We start from the raw sequence: 15,186 nt of genomic DNA, 5'->3' as shown, positions 1-15,186 counted from the left end.
CGCGGCCGGATGGGTGGATGCGCGGGATCCACGTTACGGTGACGGTTCCGCATCCAGCGCCATGCGAATTTCCTGGGCCAACTGGCTGATGTAGGGCTCGCGGAACAGGTTCACGTGCTCGCCCTCGATGCGGTGCTCGTCGACGCCGCCCAAGGCCCACGGCCCCCAACCCATGAGCTGCTCGCGATGCATCGGCGTGGCATCCCGCCGGGCGCGAAACAGCGTCAGCTTGCCGGCAAACGGCTCGGGACGATAGTCCAAAAGCGCGCTCATGTTCGCCTGGAACACCTGGAACACGTGCTGGTCTTCGATCGGGCTGTCATTCACAGCCACCAGCCTGGCCCGCTCGGCCCGCACGCGGAAAAAGTCGAGTTGCTCGTCGGCCTTGAGGTTCTTGAATTCTTCTTCGGTGGGCCGCAGGTCTTCGGGAAAAAGCTGCAACAGCATCGGTACGAAGTCGTGTTCGTCGAACGTGTCGCCCGGCCGGATCATGCCCGCGTCGATGATCGCCACCAGCGCCGCCCGCTGTCCCTGCGCGGCAAGCTGACGGCCCATCTCGAAGGCGATCAAGCCGCCCAGCGACCAACCGAGCAGCCAATAGGGACCGACGGGCTGAAGCTTGCGGACCTCGGCCACGTAGTCGGCCGCCATCTCCTCCAACCGGGCACGAGGCGGCTCGCGGCCGTCGATGCCGCGGGCCTGCAAACCGTAAACCGGCCGATCGTCGGGCAGCAGCCGGGCCAGCTCGCGATAGCAAAACACCGTGCCACCCGCCGGGTGCGCGCAGAACAAGGGCGGCCGTGAGCCGGCGCGGCGCGGCCGAATCGGCACCAGGCAAATCGCCGGCTGGTCGCCCGAACGCAGCACGTCGGCCAGGCGCTCGATCGTCGGATCCTGAAACAGCCATACCAGCGGCAGCTTGCGGCCGAACTCCCGTTCGACCTCGGCCATCAAGCGCACGGCCATCAACGAGTCGCCGCCCAACTCAAAGAAGTTGTCGCGCACGCCCACTTTTTCCCGGCCGGTCAGGCCGCACCACATCGCCGCCAGCGTGCGCTCGACCGCGTCGCGCGGCGCGACGTATTCGGCGGAAGCCCGCTCGGCCGTCGCCGCCGTGGCTTCCGCCAGCGAAGTCGCGTCCCAGAGAGCGGGCGAAACCGCTCCCGCGGCCTGCGGTGGTCCGGCGAGAAGGCTGTCCACCAGTTCGTCTTCGCGCTCCGGAAGCTGCACGACCAGGTGTTCGAACTCGCGCAGCAAGACCTCTGCTTCATCGGGCGAGAACCGTCGGCGATCGTAGCAAAGGTCGAACGAAGCCTCTTGGGGCCGCGCCACCAGCGACAACGGATAGGTCGTCGTGGCCGTGCCCCGAAAATCGCTGAGGCGCAGGTCCGGCAGCGATTCCAGGGCCGCGATGGCGCGCGGGTAGTTCTCCAGCACGACCAGGCTCTCGAACAGCCGCGCGTGACCGTCCAAGTCGCTCCAGCGTTCGATGTCGACCAGCGGCGTGTGCTGAAAGCCGGTCAACTCGCCCAGGCCGCTTTGCACCTGCTTGAGCCAATCGAGCACCTTCTGGCCGGCGAAGCGGACCCGCAAGGGGACGTTGTTGATGAACGGCCCGACCATGACGTCGACGCCCGGCAGGTCGGCCGGACGGCCCGACACCGTCGTGCCAAACGCCACCTCGCGCTGGCCGCTATGCCGGGCCAGCGTGATCGCCCAGGCGCCGTGCAGCAGCGTACTCAGGGTCAGTTGCCGCTGCCGGAGCCAGTCTTTGAGCTGGGCGGCATCGGGCGGCGCAAGCCGCGCGGCGAGCGAAATCTGCCCGCGCTCTGCATTGCTCGCCGTGGCCCGCCGAAAGCCGATGGGCGTGGGCGCGCGAAAACCGGCCAGCTTGTTTTGCCAAAAATCCTGTGCCGCGCGTTCGTCCTGCTTTTGCAGCCAGGCTACGTAGTCGCGAAATCCCCGCGGTGGGCGAAGGGTCACGGGCTGCCCGGTCGCGAGGCGGCGGTAGAACTCTAAAACCTCGCCTACAAGAATGGCCAGGCTCCAGCCATCGAACAGCAGATGATGGGCATGGCAGAAGAACCGGTAACGGTCGTCGGCCAATCGAAACACGTCGAGCCGCACCAAAGGCGCGGAACCGAGATCGAACGGCTGTGCGGCGGCGGCCGACCGCTCGGTCAGGCGGCGTTCCTGTTCCGTCGCGGAGAGCCCGCGAACGTCGTGCTCGACCAAGGGCAAATCGACCCGTTCGCGCACGACTTGCAGCGGCCGGTCGAGCCCCTGCCAGACGATCGCCGTCCGCAGGGCCGGGTGCAGTTCGGCCGCCCGCTGCCACGCTTGCCGCATGATCGCCAGGTCGAGCCGCCCTTCCATCGTGGCACTGAGCCGCTCGACGAAGAGCGACGATTGCGGATCGCGAAGTGTCCGCACCAGCATCATCTGCTGCATGCCGGTGAGGGGAAAGACATCCGTTACGTTCTTGAGCATGTCAAGCCTATCTGGACCAAAGCCCGCCGAATCATTACAATACTGATGAGTTCTTGTCGGCCGCTTTTTCGCGGCCGCGCTCGATCGTCGTCCCGCACAGGATTAGTATGGCCCAAAAAGAAGAAGCATTGGAAGTCGAAGGCGTGGTGACGCAAGCCTTGGCGAACACCCGGTTCCGCGTCACCATCGAGGGTGGACACACCGTGATCGCCCATGTCGCCGGCAAAATGCGCAAAAACTTCATTCGCATTGTTCCCGGCGACAAGGTGCGCGTCGAGTTGTCGCCCTACGACCTCTCGAAGGGCCGCATCACGTTCCGCGAACGCTAAACTCTTGCCCAATTCTCACGCTTTTCTGGCGTGCTGCAATCGTCGGGCCACGCGCCGCGACGGTTCCCGACCTAGCCTTTTGTGTCTGAATCGCACATGCGGGAGCGTGCCCAGTGGTATTGCCGGCAAGTTTGGCATAAAACGTAGGGACTGCGCAATCGCCCCGCCCGGCGCTCGATAGCCCGCGGGCGGGACTGGAGATGTCCGCGGTCGCCTGGAACCAAACCTGTTGTTGAGACCTGTCAAGGAGAATGATCGTGAAGAAGTTGCTCTTGCCCTTTCTGGCTCTGGCGCTGTTGGCCTTCCACGCGCCGGCCGCCAAGGCTGAGGATGAATCGTCGCCCCAACCCGTCGTCGTCGCCACGTTCTCGGGTTATGCCGAGTTGAAACGCGACTTGGAATACCTGGGAACATTGTCGGGCAATCCCGACATGGCCAAGGGCCTGGAGCAGTTGCTCATGCTCTTCACGCAGAACCAGGGCCTGGCCGGGCTGGACAAGGGCCGGCCGTGGGGCGCCTCGCTCAGCGTGACCCCCGACGGCTCGCAGTTTCCCCTGCTGGCGTTCTTGCCCGTCACCGATCTGAAGGAATTGCTCGACGCCCTGGCGGCCATCATCGGCGAGGCCGACGACGCCGGCGACGATGTCTACAAGATCAAACGCGGCACCAACACGCTATTCATTACGCAGAAGGGGAAATGGGCCTATATCGCACAGCAGAAGAGCGTGCTGGAAGACGCGCCCGGCAATCCGCTCAAGCCGTTTCGCGGCCTGGAGAAACAGTACGATCTGGCCGTCAGCGTGCATGTGCAGAGCATTCCCCAGGCCCTGCGCGACATGGCCGCCGACCTCCTCAAGCAGGGCCTGGAGACCGGCTTGCAGCAAAACCTGGGCGACGACGAGCAGGCCGAATTGAAAGCCAAGATCGCTCGCACTCAGGCTGAGTCGCTGGTCAAGGGCATCAACGAGGTCGACCAGATTACCGTTGGCTTGAATATCGACCGTGAGGAGAGCCGCACCTATCTCGACATCGCCGTGACGGCCTTGGAAGGGACGGACACGGCCAAGCAGATTGCCGCCTCGTCGGAAGAGGCCGAGGACTCGCGGATGGCCGGCTTTTTGCTGCCCGATGCCATCGCCTCGCTGCACCTGAACACACCGGTGGCGGACGGCGAGGAGCAAGAGGAGCAGATCGAGAGTATGCTCGAGGGACTGCGCACGCAGCTTTTCTCCGAAATCGATGATGAAGACGACCTGGACGATGAGCAGAAGGCCAAGGCCAAGGAACTGGCCGGCGACCTGTTCGAGGTGTTGGAAGAAACGCTCGAGGAAGAAGGCCGCTTGAACGCGGGCATCGCGCTGGTGGGCGAGAAGCCCTTTACGCTGGTGGCGGGCGTGCTGGTGGCCGATGCCGCCGAACTGGAGAAAATCGCCAAGGAGTTTATCACCCTGGCGGCCGAAGACGCCGAGCTGCCGAAGCCGAAGTTCAACGTCGAGAAATACAAGGGGCACCGTTTCCATGCTCTTTCGGTGCCGGTCGACGACGACGCCGAAAATGCCGAGCAGTTGAAGCAGGCCCTGGGCGATCCGGTGAGAATCGTGATGGCCTTCGGCGAAGACACGTTTTACATCGCCGTCGGCGAAGAGGGCCCGGCGACCATCAAGCGGGTGATCGACAAATCGGCCGAGGGCGCGGAAAAAGATCCGGCGCCGATGCGGATTACGCTGGCGTTGGCACCGGTGTTGAAGTTGGTTTCGTCGCAGAACGGCAATCCGATGGCGGCCATGCTGGCGGAGAGTCTGAAGGGCGGCAAGGACCACGTGAGCATCACGTTGGAGAACATCGAAAACGGCGTCCGCTATCGCATCGAGGCCGAAGAGGGGGTCAACAAGCTGTTGGGCACGAGCTTGGGCAGCGGGCTGCGTGCCGGTGGCGCCGGCGGGCGGTAGCGGTTTCCCTGTAAGTCGTGCAGTAACGGCTGAACTCGGTGGCTGGGGCAGAGCCGCGGCGAGTATCGTCTCGATACGACCGAAAACGTTGTGCCGCGGCGATGCCCCGGTTTTCGATGTGGCAGTCGCTTTTTGGCTTTGTGATTATTTTGAGCGGCGTCGGCCAGAGCCTCTGGCCGACGCCGCCTTTGTTTGGCTGCGGGCCGTTGGCATCCTCGCTGCGCGGCCCTATCGCCCCTCGCCCAGCCGCAGCACGCTGTTGTGGTATAGGCCGTTCTGGTTCGGGTTGCCCGGATCGGCGCGCCAGCGGCTGCCGTCGATGACGTACTTGTACTCGTGCATGCCGGGCTTGAGGACGAGCGTGGTCGTGTAGCGACCTTCGGCGTCGGGGCCGTCCATCTTATGGCCGGTCGGCTGCCACTCATTGAACTCGCCGGCCAGATAGACCTCGCGGGCTTCCACATTCGGGCGATAGGCGAAACTCACTTCGTAGTCGCCGCTATCGAGTCGCTTCGCCGTAGGCGTGCCGAGCGAAAGATCCTGGTCGGCACGGGTGGTTTCGAACGTGCCGACCATCATCTCTTCCCAGGTCTGATCGCCCCACCGCACGGTGGCCGTCGGGTCGGGGTTCGTCAGATTGTCGGCCGAGTTGTCGAAGATCGCCGTGCCGTGCATCACCGTCCCTTCGGGCATCCGCTTCCGCTCGGCCAGCACGTATGAGTTCTGCCAGTTGAAGTCGTAACGCGGAACATCGACGAGCGTTTCGTTGCGGCCGTCAGGGTAACGGGCTTCGAAGCGGAACGACTTGCCGCGCAGGTGCATGTGCGGCAACAGCGAATAGAGGTAGGTGTCCTGGTCGAAGCGATGCTCGGCCTCGGCCCGGTAGTTCTTTTCGCCCGGCGGGATGTTCAGCTTGAAGTTCAGGCACATTTCCGTGTTCAACTGCTGCTTGACGGTGGCCGGGTCGGCGAACACGATACCCGCCGTGCTCTGGTCGGTCTGCTCGCTGCCATTGGGCGTATAGTGGCATTGGATGATGAGCTTCGAGCCTTTGGGAACTCGCTTGGCGAGGCCGGGCGGCAAGACCGTGGCGGGCATGCCCGGCGCGTAGCCGGCCAGCGAATTGAAAATCACCGCCTCACCACGCATCTTCTCGGTTCCCGGTGGAACAAAATACAACACCAAATGATGGACCACGGCCCGGTTGCCCGGCCGCACTTCCGCCGCCCGGACCCACTTGTCTTCGTCAAAGCTCGCGTCGGTCACGAAATGCTGATATTGCACCACGCCTTTGGCCGGCACGGTAAACGGCTTGGGCATCGACAGCACGAGATCGGGCCGCGGAATCCGCCAGCCTTCGACAAACTCCGGCGGCGGAGGCAGGTCGGCCGGATCGCCTTCGGGAGCGCCGTTATCGAGCCATTGGAAGATCAGCTTCTGGTCGGCTTCCGACAAACTGGCGTCATTGCGAAAATGGCCGAATTGGGGATTGGCGTGCCAGGGAGGCATGCGCCGCTCGGCGATCACTTCGCGGATCGTTTCGGTCCAGCCGACGACGTCTTCATACTTGGTGAGCGTGAAGGGGCCGATCTCGCCCTGACGATGGCAGCGCACGCAGTGGGCGTTGAGAATCGGCGCGACGTGCTTGGCGTAGGTGATGTCGCCGGTGGGCGGCTTTCGGCGGACGCGGCCAACGTGACAGCCGACCGCCTTCGTGACGGGGCTGGCGACTTCTTTTCCCGCCAGCACGGCGTCGATCGCCTCGGCCAGCTCGCGATGCTCGGGCGCAGGCCGGGCATAGCCGACGCCGAACTGGTCGTCGATGCGGCCCCAATAACGCACGGTCCGCTGGCCGTCGAGCAGAAAAACCTCCGGCGTACGCACCGCGCCGAACTGGTCGGCCACGGCATTGCCGGGGTCTTTCAACAGTGTGAAGTCGATCTTGTGGACGCGGACGTAATGGGCGATCTCTTCGAGCGAGTCTTGCTGATTCGAGTCGATGCCGACAAACGCCACGCCCTTGGGTTCGTATTCCTTGGCCAGCTCCGCCAATCGTGGACCATAATGCAGGCAGAGCGGGCATTCGGTGCCGAGGAACGCGACGACGACCGCCTGCTTGTCTTTCAAGTCGGCGAGCCGGTGCCCCGTGCCAAGATAGTCTTGCAGCTTGAAGTCTTCGATCTGCTTGCCGACGGGCGACGCCGGCTTTTCGGCGGAGCTCGCCGTCGTCGCCGCGAAAAGTACCAAGAAAGACACAACCAGCGCTCGCATCGTTCGGCTCCGATAAAACAGATGGGTCGGGCAGAAATTTCCTTAGCATCATAGCGGGTGGCTGCCCGTCTTGGCAACGCTTCGCCCAACTCAGAAATAGGCCGCTACCAGCATGCCGCACAGCAGGAAGGTGAACTTCCCCCGCGGGTTTGTTAGGCTAATGCCAGTACGGATATGGCCTTAACGTCATGGGGAGCACCTGGTGCCGCACGCCACGGAATTAGACCTGACGCCTCGCGATGTCGCCGAACTGGCATCGCCCGACGCGATTGCCGCATACGCTGACGATCAACGAAGACGGCAGCGTGCCGGTGTTTTTCACCACCTCCAGCGGCAACGTGACGGACGACACCACGCACATCGACACCTGGGAACGCGTCTGCCAGTTGACAGGCAAGCGCGACTTTCTCTACGTGGCGGACTGCAAGCTGGCCAGCAAGGAGAATCTGGCCCACATCGCGGCGCGGGGCGGACGGTTCGCGACGGTGTTGCCGCGCACGCGCAAGGAGGACGAATCGTTCCGTTCGCGTTTGCGGGAAGGCGTCGCCGTCGCTTGGCAGTGGGTCTACGACGTGGCCGACGAGGCGGGCGAAGTGCTCGACCGGCTCTCCGTGTGCAACGACGAAACCGTGACGAGCGATGGTTATCGGCTGCTGTGGTATCACAGTACGCGCAAGGCGGCGTTGGACGGCTCGACGCGTGCGTCATCAGGCCCGACGTCCAGGTGAAACTGGTGCGGTTGAGCCGCGGGTCTATCCATGCCGCGCGGCAAAGAAAATGCCTGTCAGCAAGAAGACTCAATTCGACGGAGAATCCGCACCGATGGCCGTGGGACCGCGAGTTGGGCGGGAAAAACGCATCCGCAACAGGTGGCGCTCGGGATCGCGCAACTCGGTGCGGGCGTGCAGGAACCGCGCGTTGTCCAGCAGCAGAATGTCGCCGGACCGCAACGGCAGAGCCGTCGGCTCGACGGCGCTGATGGCGGCGTCGAGCTCGTCCAGGACCGCTTTGGCACCCCCGTGCGCGTCTTCGTCGATGATCGCGCGGCGATAGCGCAGCAGCCCGTCTCCAAAGAGAATGGGCGCGTCGTGGTGCGGGATGCCGTTGGCATATTCGGCGGGAGCATAGAAGCGGAAATGTTTCGATCTCAAAATGCCGAGCGTATCTGCCGAAAGTCGGCGCAGAACCGACGCGACCTCGACGAGCAGCGTTTTGCCGCCCCCGAAGCGGTCTTCGCGCACGACGTACTGCGCCAAGAAGCGAGGCGAGGGATTTTGGAAGGCGCCGTCGGTGTGAAACGGCAACGGCTCCATCGTCAGCGACGCCGTCGCCCCTTGTGCCGCGGCCAGAGCATCATAGCGGATGTCCCAGACAACTCGGCCGAGTCGGTCGTGCTCCTCAGCCGTCCCCAGACGTCCGACGATGTGGCGCAACTCACGGCCTTCCGCGTCGCCCGGCGCCGCCTTGATCAGGGCGATGCCTTTTTCTTGCAAGAGCCGCCCCACTTCGAGGACGCTGAGTCCGTTGTCCCAAACGATTGGGAATAAATTCATGTCCCTCTACCTTTTGTGCCTATTGTAGTGGACAGGTTCTCGCGACGCAATCGCAAGCGGCGGCCCACTACCCGGCGGAAGGTCCGGGCTTTCCGCGATGGGCATGGCCTCGATATACTTCACGCGGCCGAGAATGAGACATTGGCGGTGGTCGGCCGCGTGAAGTATAGGATACTCCCAGCCGCCGCCATCAAGCTCCGAACGCGAAAACACGAGCTATGCACAGCTTCTCTCGCCGCACATTCCTGGCCGGTTCGACGCTCGCCTTGACCGACATGGCCCGCGCCGCCGGACCGACCAAAAGAACGAAGATCAAGATCGGCCAGATCGGCGTCGGCCATGCCCACGCCGGCAAACTCGCCGTCTATCGCCGGTCGCCCGACTATGAAGTCGTGGGCCTCGTCGAGCCTGACGACGATTTGCGCCTGCGGGCCGCGAACCAGGCCGCGTTTCAGGGGTTGCCTTGGATGACCCCGGAGCAACTGCTGAACGTGCCGGGCCTCGAAGCGGTGCTGGTCGAGACCCGCGTCCGCGACCTGCTGCCGGCCGCCGAAACCTGCGTCGCCGCCGGCAAACACGTTCACCTCGACAAGCCGGCCGGCGAATCGCTGCCGCGGTATCGGCGGATCCTGCAGGCTGCCGCCAAACAAAAGCTGCTTGTGCAAATGGGCTATATGCTGCGGTACAATCCGGCCGTCGTGCTGCTGGGCGAACTGCTCGCCCGTGGTTGGCTGGGCGAGCCCTTCGAGGTCTCGGCGATCATGAGCAAGGTCGTCGCGCCCGACGTTCGGCGCGAGCTGGCCAACTATCCGGGCGGCATGATGTTCGAGCTCGGCTGCCACGTGATCGACTTGGTGATCGCGGTGCTGGGCAAGCCCGAACGGGTGACGCCGTTTCCGCGCCATACGTCTCGGCTCGACGATGGACTGATGGACAACATGCTGGCCGTGCTTGAATATCCCAAAGCCACGGCGACGGTGCGGGCCAGCGCTTTGGAAGTCGACGGTTTTGCGCGGCGGCAATTGACGGTCTGCGGCAGCGAAGGGACGTTCCATATTCAGCCGCTGGAACCGCCCGCCGCACGGGTGGCGTTTTCCCAGGCCCGCGGCGACTATCGGGCCGGCTATCAGGAGGTCCGCGTGGCGAAATACGAACGCTACGTGGCCGACGCGTCCGACATGGCGGCGATTCTTCGCGGCGAGAAACAGGCCGATTTTTCCTACGATCACGACTTGTCCGTGCAAGAAACCGTGCTGCGGGCCAGCAATTTGCCTGTGACTTGATTCCGGGCTGCCGCCCAAAGAAGTCTTGCGGCAAATCGAGTGCGGGATGGCGCACGGGAGAAAGAGCTATGCGGGTTGAGGCGGCTGCACCTTCGATACCTGCGCCGTTGCCGCAATCACGCATCTGTCTTTTTCGGGATAGACGAGCATTAGATCGCTCTTCATCAAGATCGCGCTTTCGGGGTGTCGCATTTCATAAACTTCGCCGTCTATTTCAACACCGGCGGCAACACGGGCGACATGGCCTACGGCTTCTTCGAGAGCGACGAGCTGCTCGACAAGGTGTTGGGCAAGTACTACGAGCAGTACCTGTTGCGGCCGCTGGACGCGAACGGGCTGACGTACTGGAAGGGCATCTGGCACGCCACGGGCGGACCGGAGCAGATCAAGGCCGGTTTTGCCGACAGCCCGGAGTTTTATAACTCGGCCGGCGGTACACCGCAATCGTGGCTGCCCGCGCTCTATCAGCGGATTCTCAACCGTACTCCCGACCCCGCCGGCGCAAGCGGGCCACGTGGCAAGCGGAATGGAGCGTGGAACTTTTTCAGGGCCGACGGGCCTCTTAGTCGTCTTCCCAGTCCTCGTCTTCGTCTTCGTCGTCCTCGTCTTCCTCGTCCCAGTCTTCATCTTCGTCTTCGTCGTCCCAGTCGTCATCGTCGTCGTCGACTTCCTCCCACTCGTCATCCTCGAGATCGTCGTCATCGAGATCGTCGTCTTCATCCAAGTCGTCGTCTTCATCGTCGTCGTCGTCTTCATCGCCAAAGTCGTCTTCGTCGACGTCCTCGGCCTTTTCGTCGGCCGCGGCGCGCGGCAGCACCAGCGTCTCGGCGGCAAACTTCCAGGGTTCCTCGTAGGCAGACTCCACGCTCATTTCCGTCTTCACTTCAGACTCCTCGTTCAAATCATTCCTCGGGGTTGGTTCGTTGTCCCGCCGCGCGACGGGTGTGTTCTCTGGTGAGTTGTCTAGCGTACCTGCCGGCTTGGCCCGCAACAACTCTGCCCGCGGCAAATCGTCGATGCTTTGCAGGCCGAGCCATTGAAGGAACCGTCGGGTCGTGCCATATAAAAAGGGACGCCCCAACTCGTGCGACCGGCCGGCGATGCGGACCAGATCGCGCTCGATCAACTGTCGCAGCATTTCGCCGCACTGCACCCCGCGAATCGATTCGATTTCCGCCCGCACCACCGGCTGGCGATAGGCCACCACCGCCAGCGTCTCCAGCGCCGGCGCCGAGAGCCGCGTCTCGACGGGCGAGGGATGCAGCCGGCGCAACCAACCGCCGAACTTGGGCCTCGTCAAAAGCTGAAAGCCGCCCGCCACCTGCTCGACCCGAAAGGCGCTGGCCTGCGAATCATAAAACCGGTTCAGCCGGCGAATCAGTGTACGTGCTTCGGTGCCGTCCGCCAAGCCGGCCAGGCGGGCAATTTTGCGCGTCGTCAGCGGCTCGTGGGCCACGAACAAAACCGCTTCGACGCGCGCCAGGTGGTCGTCGCGTTGGCAGGGGCTTTCCTGGCGGCGGTGAGTCGCTTCGCCCGGCTGACCCGCCGAACTCCAGAACCGCCCCCGTGCGCCGGGCGCAGCGCCGCGCGCGAGCGGATGGCGGTGGCGCAATGCCACGCTGTGCAGTTGCCGCGCAGGGCCGGAGGGACGGTACAACATGCCGACCAACGTAAGCCCATCGGGCCGTTCTGGCAAGCCCTGAAATCGCCATTAGCGCTTGAAGCCGGCCGAAGAAAATCCGACACTGGTCCCTGGACTTCCAGCCCGTCACTGACCGCCAACCAGCCGCCTTCGACCATGCCCCGCGTACTCGTCACTCCCACCGTCATCAAGAACCAGCCCGGTCCCTATCGCAACGTCCTGGAAACCGCTGGTTTTGAGGTCGCTTATCCCAGCGTCAAGCTCTCCGAATCGGTCCCCGACGCCGGCTTGCTCATGGAGCAGCTTCAAGGCGCTTCCGCCGTCTTGGCGGGCAGCGAGCTCTATGACCGCGAGGTGCTGGAAAAAGCGGGTCTGCGCGTGATTGCGCGAATGGGCGTGGGTTACGACGCCATCGACGTGGCGGCGGCCAGCCGGGCGGGCACGCTGGTGACGATTGTGCCCGGCACCAACCACCACTCGGTCGCCGAAACCACGCTGGTTCTGCTGCTGGGCGTGTTCCGAGGTTTTCCCGGCCGCGACCGGGAGGTGCGCGGCGGTGTCTGGCGGCGGCAGGCATTGCCGCGATTGGCGGGCCGCACTCTCGGCCTGGTCGGCCTCGGCCGGATCGGCCAGGCGGTGGTGCCGCGGGCCATCGGCCTGGGATTGAAAGTCATCGCCTACGACCCGCAACCGAACGAAGCCTTTGCCGGGCTGCACGGTGTGAAACTGATGTCGCTCGACGAGTTGTTGGCCGATGCCGACATCGTCAGCCTGCACCTGCCCTGCACGCCCGAAACGACCGACCTGATCGACGCCCGCACGTTGGCCCGCATGAAGCAAGGTGCTGTGCTAATCAATACGTCGCGCGGCGGCCTGGTCGATGAAAATGCTTTGGCTGAGGCCTTGGCCGGCGGAAAACTGATGGCGGCCGGACTGGACGTGTTCAAGACCGAGCCATTGCCGCTCGACAGCCCGCTGCTGAAGCTCGACAACGTGCTCCTCTCGCCGCACATGGGCGGCCTCGACTTCGAAAGCCAGCGCGACATGAGCACGATGGCGGCCCAATGCATCGCCGATCTTTATCAAGGCCGCTGGCCCGAAGGCTGTGTCGTGAACGCAGAGCTGCGGCCGGGCTGGAAGTGGTAGGGTCGAGCGACCAGGCCCCTACCCAGTTTTTCGCCGATCCGCTATGCTGCGGGCGCAAGCATTTGCCAATTGGGGCCAGCACGCATTGACAGGAGACCTATGCCATGGCTTTTACCGTACCGCCTCTGCCGTATGCCTTCGACGCGCTTGAACCCCACATCGACGCCAAGACGATGGAGATTCACCACGACAAGCACCATGCGGCCTACGTGACGAACGTCAACAACGCCATCGCCAACACCGACCTGGGCAGCCAGAGCGTCGAGTCGCTGTGCGCGAACATCGACAAGGTGCCCGAAAACATCCGTCAGGCGGTGCGGAACAACGGCGGCGGGCACGCCAACCACTCGCTGTTCTGGACGATCATGGGGCCGAAGGCGGGCGGCACACCGACCGGCCCGCTGGGCGACGCCATCAAAAGCGAGTTGGGCGGCTTCGACGCTTTCAAAGACGCCTTCAGCAAAGCCGGCATGGGCCGCTTCGGCAGCGGCTGGGCCTGGCTGAGTCTCGACAAGAACAAGAAGCTGGTGGTGGAGAGCACCCCCAACCAGGACAATCCGCTGATGCACGGCCATACGCCGATCGTCGGCTGCGACGTCTGGGAGCATGCCTATTACCTGAAGTACCAGAACCGCCGCGCGGATTATCTGGCCGCTTGGTGGAACGTGGTGAATTGGTCCGCGGTGGCGGAACGGTACGCGGCGGCGAAAAAGTAGCATGCCATCCGATAACCAGCGATCGGCGATTGCGTTGTTGGCCGAGCTTTGGGAACGGTCGCCCGACGTGCGGCTGGGGCAGTTGATGTCGCACCTCGGGCTGCTCGGCGAGAACTACTTCGGGCACGGCCTCGGCTATATCGACGATGACGAGCTAATGGGCGTGATGGTACGTCATCGCGAAGAGCTGTTGGCACGGCTGCAAGGCATTTCGGATCAACCGCCACCAATCGGTCCGACGATTTCGGTGTCAGGTAGCTCGACGTTGCCGGCTGATGCGAGCCGTTGATGCGTGCCGCCATGTCATCACCACACGCGACTTACGACAATCTCTGCCACTTCGTCCACGAGACGGCGCTCTTGCAGTCGATCGAGGCCCTGCTGGGCTGGGACGAGCGGTGCTTGCTGCCGCCGGCCGCGGCCGATTATCGCGCCGAGCAGATGACCTTGCTCTCCGGCCTCATACATCGCCGGCAGACCGATCGCCGCGTGGGCGATTGGCTGGCCGAGCTCGTCGATAGCCCGCTGGCCGCCGACCCCACCAGCGAAACCGGCACCACGATCCGGCAGTTGAAGCGGCAATACGATAAGAAGACGAAGCTGCCGCAGAGCTTGGTGGAAGAACTGACCCGCACCAGCGTGCTGGGCCAGCAAGTGTGGCAAACCGCGCGGCAACACGACGACTTTGCCTCCTTCGCTCCGCTGCTGCAAAAGACGATCGAGCTGAAGCGCGAGCAAGCTCAGGCCATCGGCTACCAGGAGTCGCTTTACGACGCGCTGCTCGACGATTACGAACCCGACGAGCGGACCAGCAATCTCACCCGCGTGCTCGGCGCTTTGCGCGAAGAGTTGGTGCCGCTGGTGGCCGAGATCCGCGACAGCCGCCGCTCGCCCGACTTGGCCCTGCTGCACCGCCATTACCCCGTGGAAGGCCAGCAGAAGTTCTCGCGCGAGGCGGCCGCGCGGATCGGCTTCGATTTCTCGCGGGGACGGCTGGATGTGACCGCCCATCCTTTCTGCACCGCGCCGGGTCCGCACGACTGCCGCATCACCACGCGGTATGAAGAGCACAATTTCGGTTGCGCTTTTTTCGGCACGCTGCACGAGGCCGGGCACGGCATTTACGATCAAGGACTGCCGGCCGGCTTGTTCGGACTTCCGCCCGGCGAGGCGGTGTCGATGGGCATTCACGAATCGCAATCGCGGATGTGGGAAAACCTGGTCGGCCGGCACCGCAGCTTCTGGGACTATTTTTACCCGGCGGCCCAAGCGACGTTTGCCGACGCGCTGGGCGACGTGCCGTTGGACGATTTTCACTTCGCGATCAACGCCGTGCGGCCATCGTTGATCCGCATCGAGTCGGACGAAGCGACCTACAATCTGCACATTCTGATCCGCTTCGAGTTGGAGCAGGATCTGTTGGGCGGTTCGCTGACCGTTGCGGACTTGCCCGGCGCGTGGACGCAAAAATATGCGTCGTATCTGGGCGTGTCGCCGCCGAACGACGCCGACGGCGCTTTGCAGGACATTCATTGGTCGGCGGGGCTGTTCGGCTATTTTCCCACGTATTCGCTGGGCAACCTCTATGCCGCGCAGTTTTTTGCTCAGGCCGACCGCGAGTTGGGAGGGTTGGCGGAGCAGTTTGCCGCCGGCGAGTTCCAGCCGCTGCGAGATTGGCTGGCGTCAAAGATCCACCTGCACGGCCAGCGTTACAGCGCGGCCGAGTTGGTCGAGCTAGTGACCGGCGCGCCTCTGTCGCACGAGCCGCTGCTGGCCCATCTGCGGGCGAAATTGACGCCGCTTTACG

General features: G+C 63.8%; 13 protein-coding genes. 8 read left to right on the top strand and 5 right to left on the bottom strand.

The annotated features are described in order from the left end of the window. Positions 1 to 33: 33 nt before the first annotated feature. A complete protein-coding gene (locus VNH11_12550; protein ID HVA47190.1) occupies positions 34 to 2,490 on the bottom strand; it encodes an alpha/beta fold hydrolase in 2,457 nt (818 codons plus the stop codon). Between the two features lie 107 nt (positions 2,491 to 2,597). On the opposite strand from VNH11_12550, the gene infA reads away from it, so the two are divergent. Next, positions 2,598 to 2,819: a translation initiation factor IF-1 gene (gene infA, locus VNH11_12545; protein HVA47189.1), complete on the top strand. Its 222-nt coding sequence runs from the start codon at positions 2,598 to 2,600 to the stop codon at positions 2,817 to 2,819. 257 nt (positions 2,820 to 3,076) lie between these two features. Beyond that, positions 3,077 to 4,768: a hypothetical protein gene (locus VNH11_12540; GenBank protein ID HVA47188.1), complete on the top strand. Its 1,692-nt coding sequence runs from the start codon at positions 3,077 to 3,079 to the stop codon at positions 4,766 to 4,768. A 228-nt stretch (positions 4,769 to 4,996) separates the two neighbouring features. Here the strand turns inward: VNH11_12540 and VNH11_12535 are convergent, their stop codons facing one another. Continuing rightward, entirely contained in the window at positions 4,997 to 7,039 is a 2,043-nt protein-coding gene (locus tag VNH11_12535) for a redoxin domain-containing protein (GenBank protein ID HVA47187.1), read from the bottom strand. Positions 7,040 to 7,278: 239 nt separating this feature from the next. Here VNH11_12535 and VNH11_12530 point away from each other — a divergent pair, with 239 nt between their 5' ends. After that, positions 7,279 to 7,767 carry a hypothetical protein gene (locus tag VNH11_12530; GenBank protein HVA47186.1) on the top strand — a complete coding sequence of 163 codons (489 nt, stop codon included), beginning with the start codon at positions 7,279 to 7,281 and terminating at the stop codon, positions 7,765 to 7,767. 69 nt (positions 7,768 to 7,836) lie between these two features. Here VNH11_12530 and VNH11_12525 read toward each other — a convergent pair whose 3' ends face one another. Beyond that, entirely contained in the window at positions 7,837 to 8,592 is a 756-nt protein-coding gene (locus VNH11_12525) for a TauD/TfdA family dioxygenase (GenBank protein ID HVA47185.1), read from the bottom strand. Positions 8,593 to 8,810: 218 nt separating this feature from the next. Between VNH11_12525 and VNH11_12520 the strand changes: the two genes are divergently transcribed. Next, positions 8,811 to 9,875 (top strand): Gfo/Idh/MocA family oxidoreductase, encoded by a 1,065-nt coding sequence (locus tag VNH11_12520; protein HVA47184.1) that lies wholly within the window; start codon positions 8,811 to 8,813, stop codon positions 9,873 to 9,875. A gap of 66 nt (positions 9,876 to 9,941) precedes the next feature. Here VNH11_12520 and VNH11_12515 read toward each other — a convergent pair whose 3' ends face one another. Both VNH11_12515 and scpB read right to left on the bottom strand, forming a co-directional pair. Next, entirely contained in the window at positions 9,942 to 10,238 is a 297-nt protein-coding gene (locus VNH11_12515) for a hypothetical protein (GenBank protein HVA47183.1), read from the bottom strand. Between the two features lie 199 nt (positions 10,239 to 10,437). Next, entirely contained in the window at positions 10,438 to 11,535 is a 1,098-nt protein-coding gene (scpB, locus tag VNH11_12510; GenBank protein ID HVA47182.1) for an SMC-Scp complex subunit ScpB, read from the bottom strand. A 138-nt stretch (positions 11,536 to 11,673) separates the two neighbouring features. Here scpB and VNH11_12505 point away from each other — a divergent pair, with 138 nt between their 5' ends. The 4 genes from VNH11_12505 to VNH11_12490 all read left to right on the top strand — a co-directional run. Then, positions 11,674 to 12,663 carry a phosphoglycerate dehydrogenase gene (locus VNH11_12505; protein HVA47181.1) on the top strand — a complete coding sequence of 330 codons (990 nt, stop codon included), beginning with the start codon at positions 11,674 to 11,676 and terminating at the stop codon, positions 12,661 to 12,663. Positions 12,664 to 12,767: 104 nt separating this feature from the next. Further along, complete coding sequence (locus VNH11_12500; GenBank protein HVA47180.1) at positions 12,768 to 13,379, top strand: superoxide dismutase; 612 nt, start codon at positions 12,768 to 12,770, stop codon at positions 13,377 to 13,379. Position 13,380: 1 nt separating this feature from the next. Next, complete coding sequence (locus VNH11_12495) at positions 13,381 to 13,668, top strand: hypothetical protein (protein ID HVA47179.1); 288 nt, start codon at positions 13,381 to 13,383, stop codon at positions 13,666 to 13,668. An 11-nt stretch (positions 13,669 to 13,679) separates the two neighbouring features. Next, positions 13,680 to 15,186 (top strand): carboxypeptidase M32 (locus VNH11_12490; protein HVA47178.1); only part of this gene is annotated, 1,507 nt, incomplete at its 3' end.

The sequence above is a fragment of the Pirellulales bacterium genome, assembly GCA_035533075.1.
Lineage (GTDB): Bacteria > Planctomycetota > Planctomycetia > Pirellulales > JAICIG01 > DASSFG01.
This window is presented reverse-complemented; position numbering and strand designations above follow the sequence as displayed.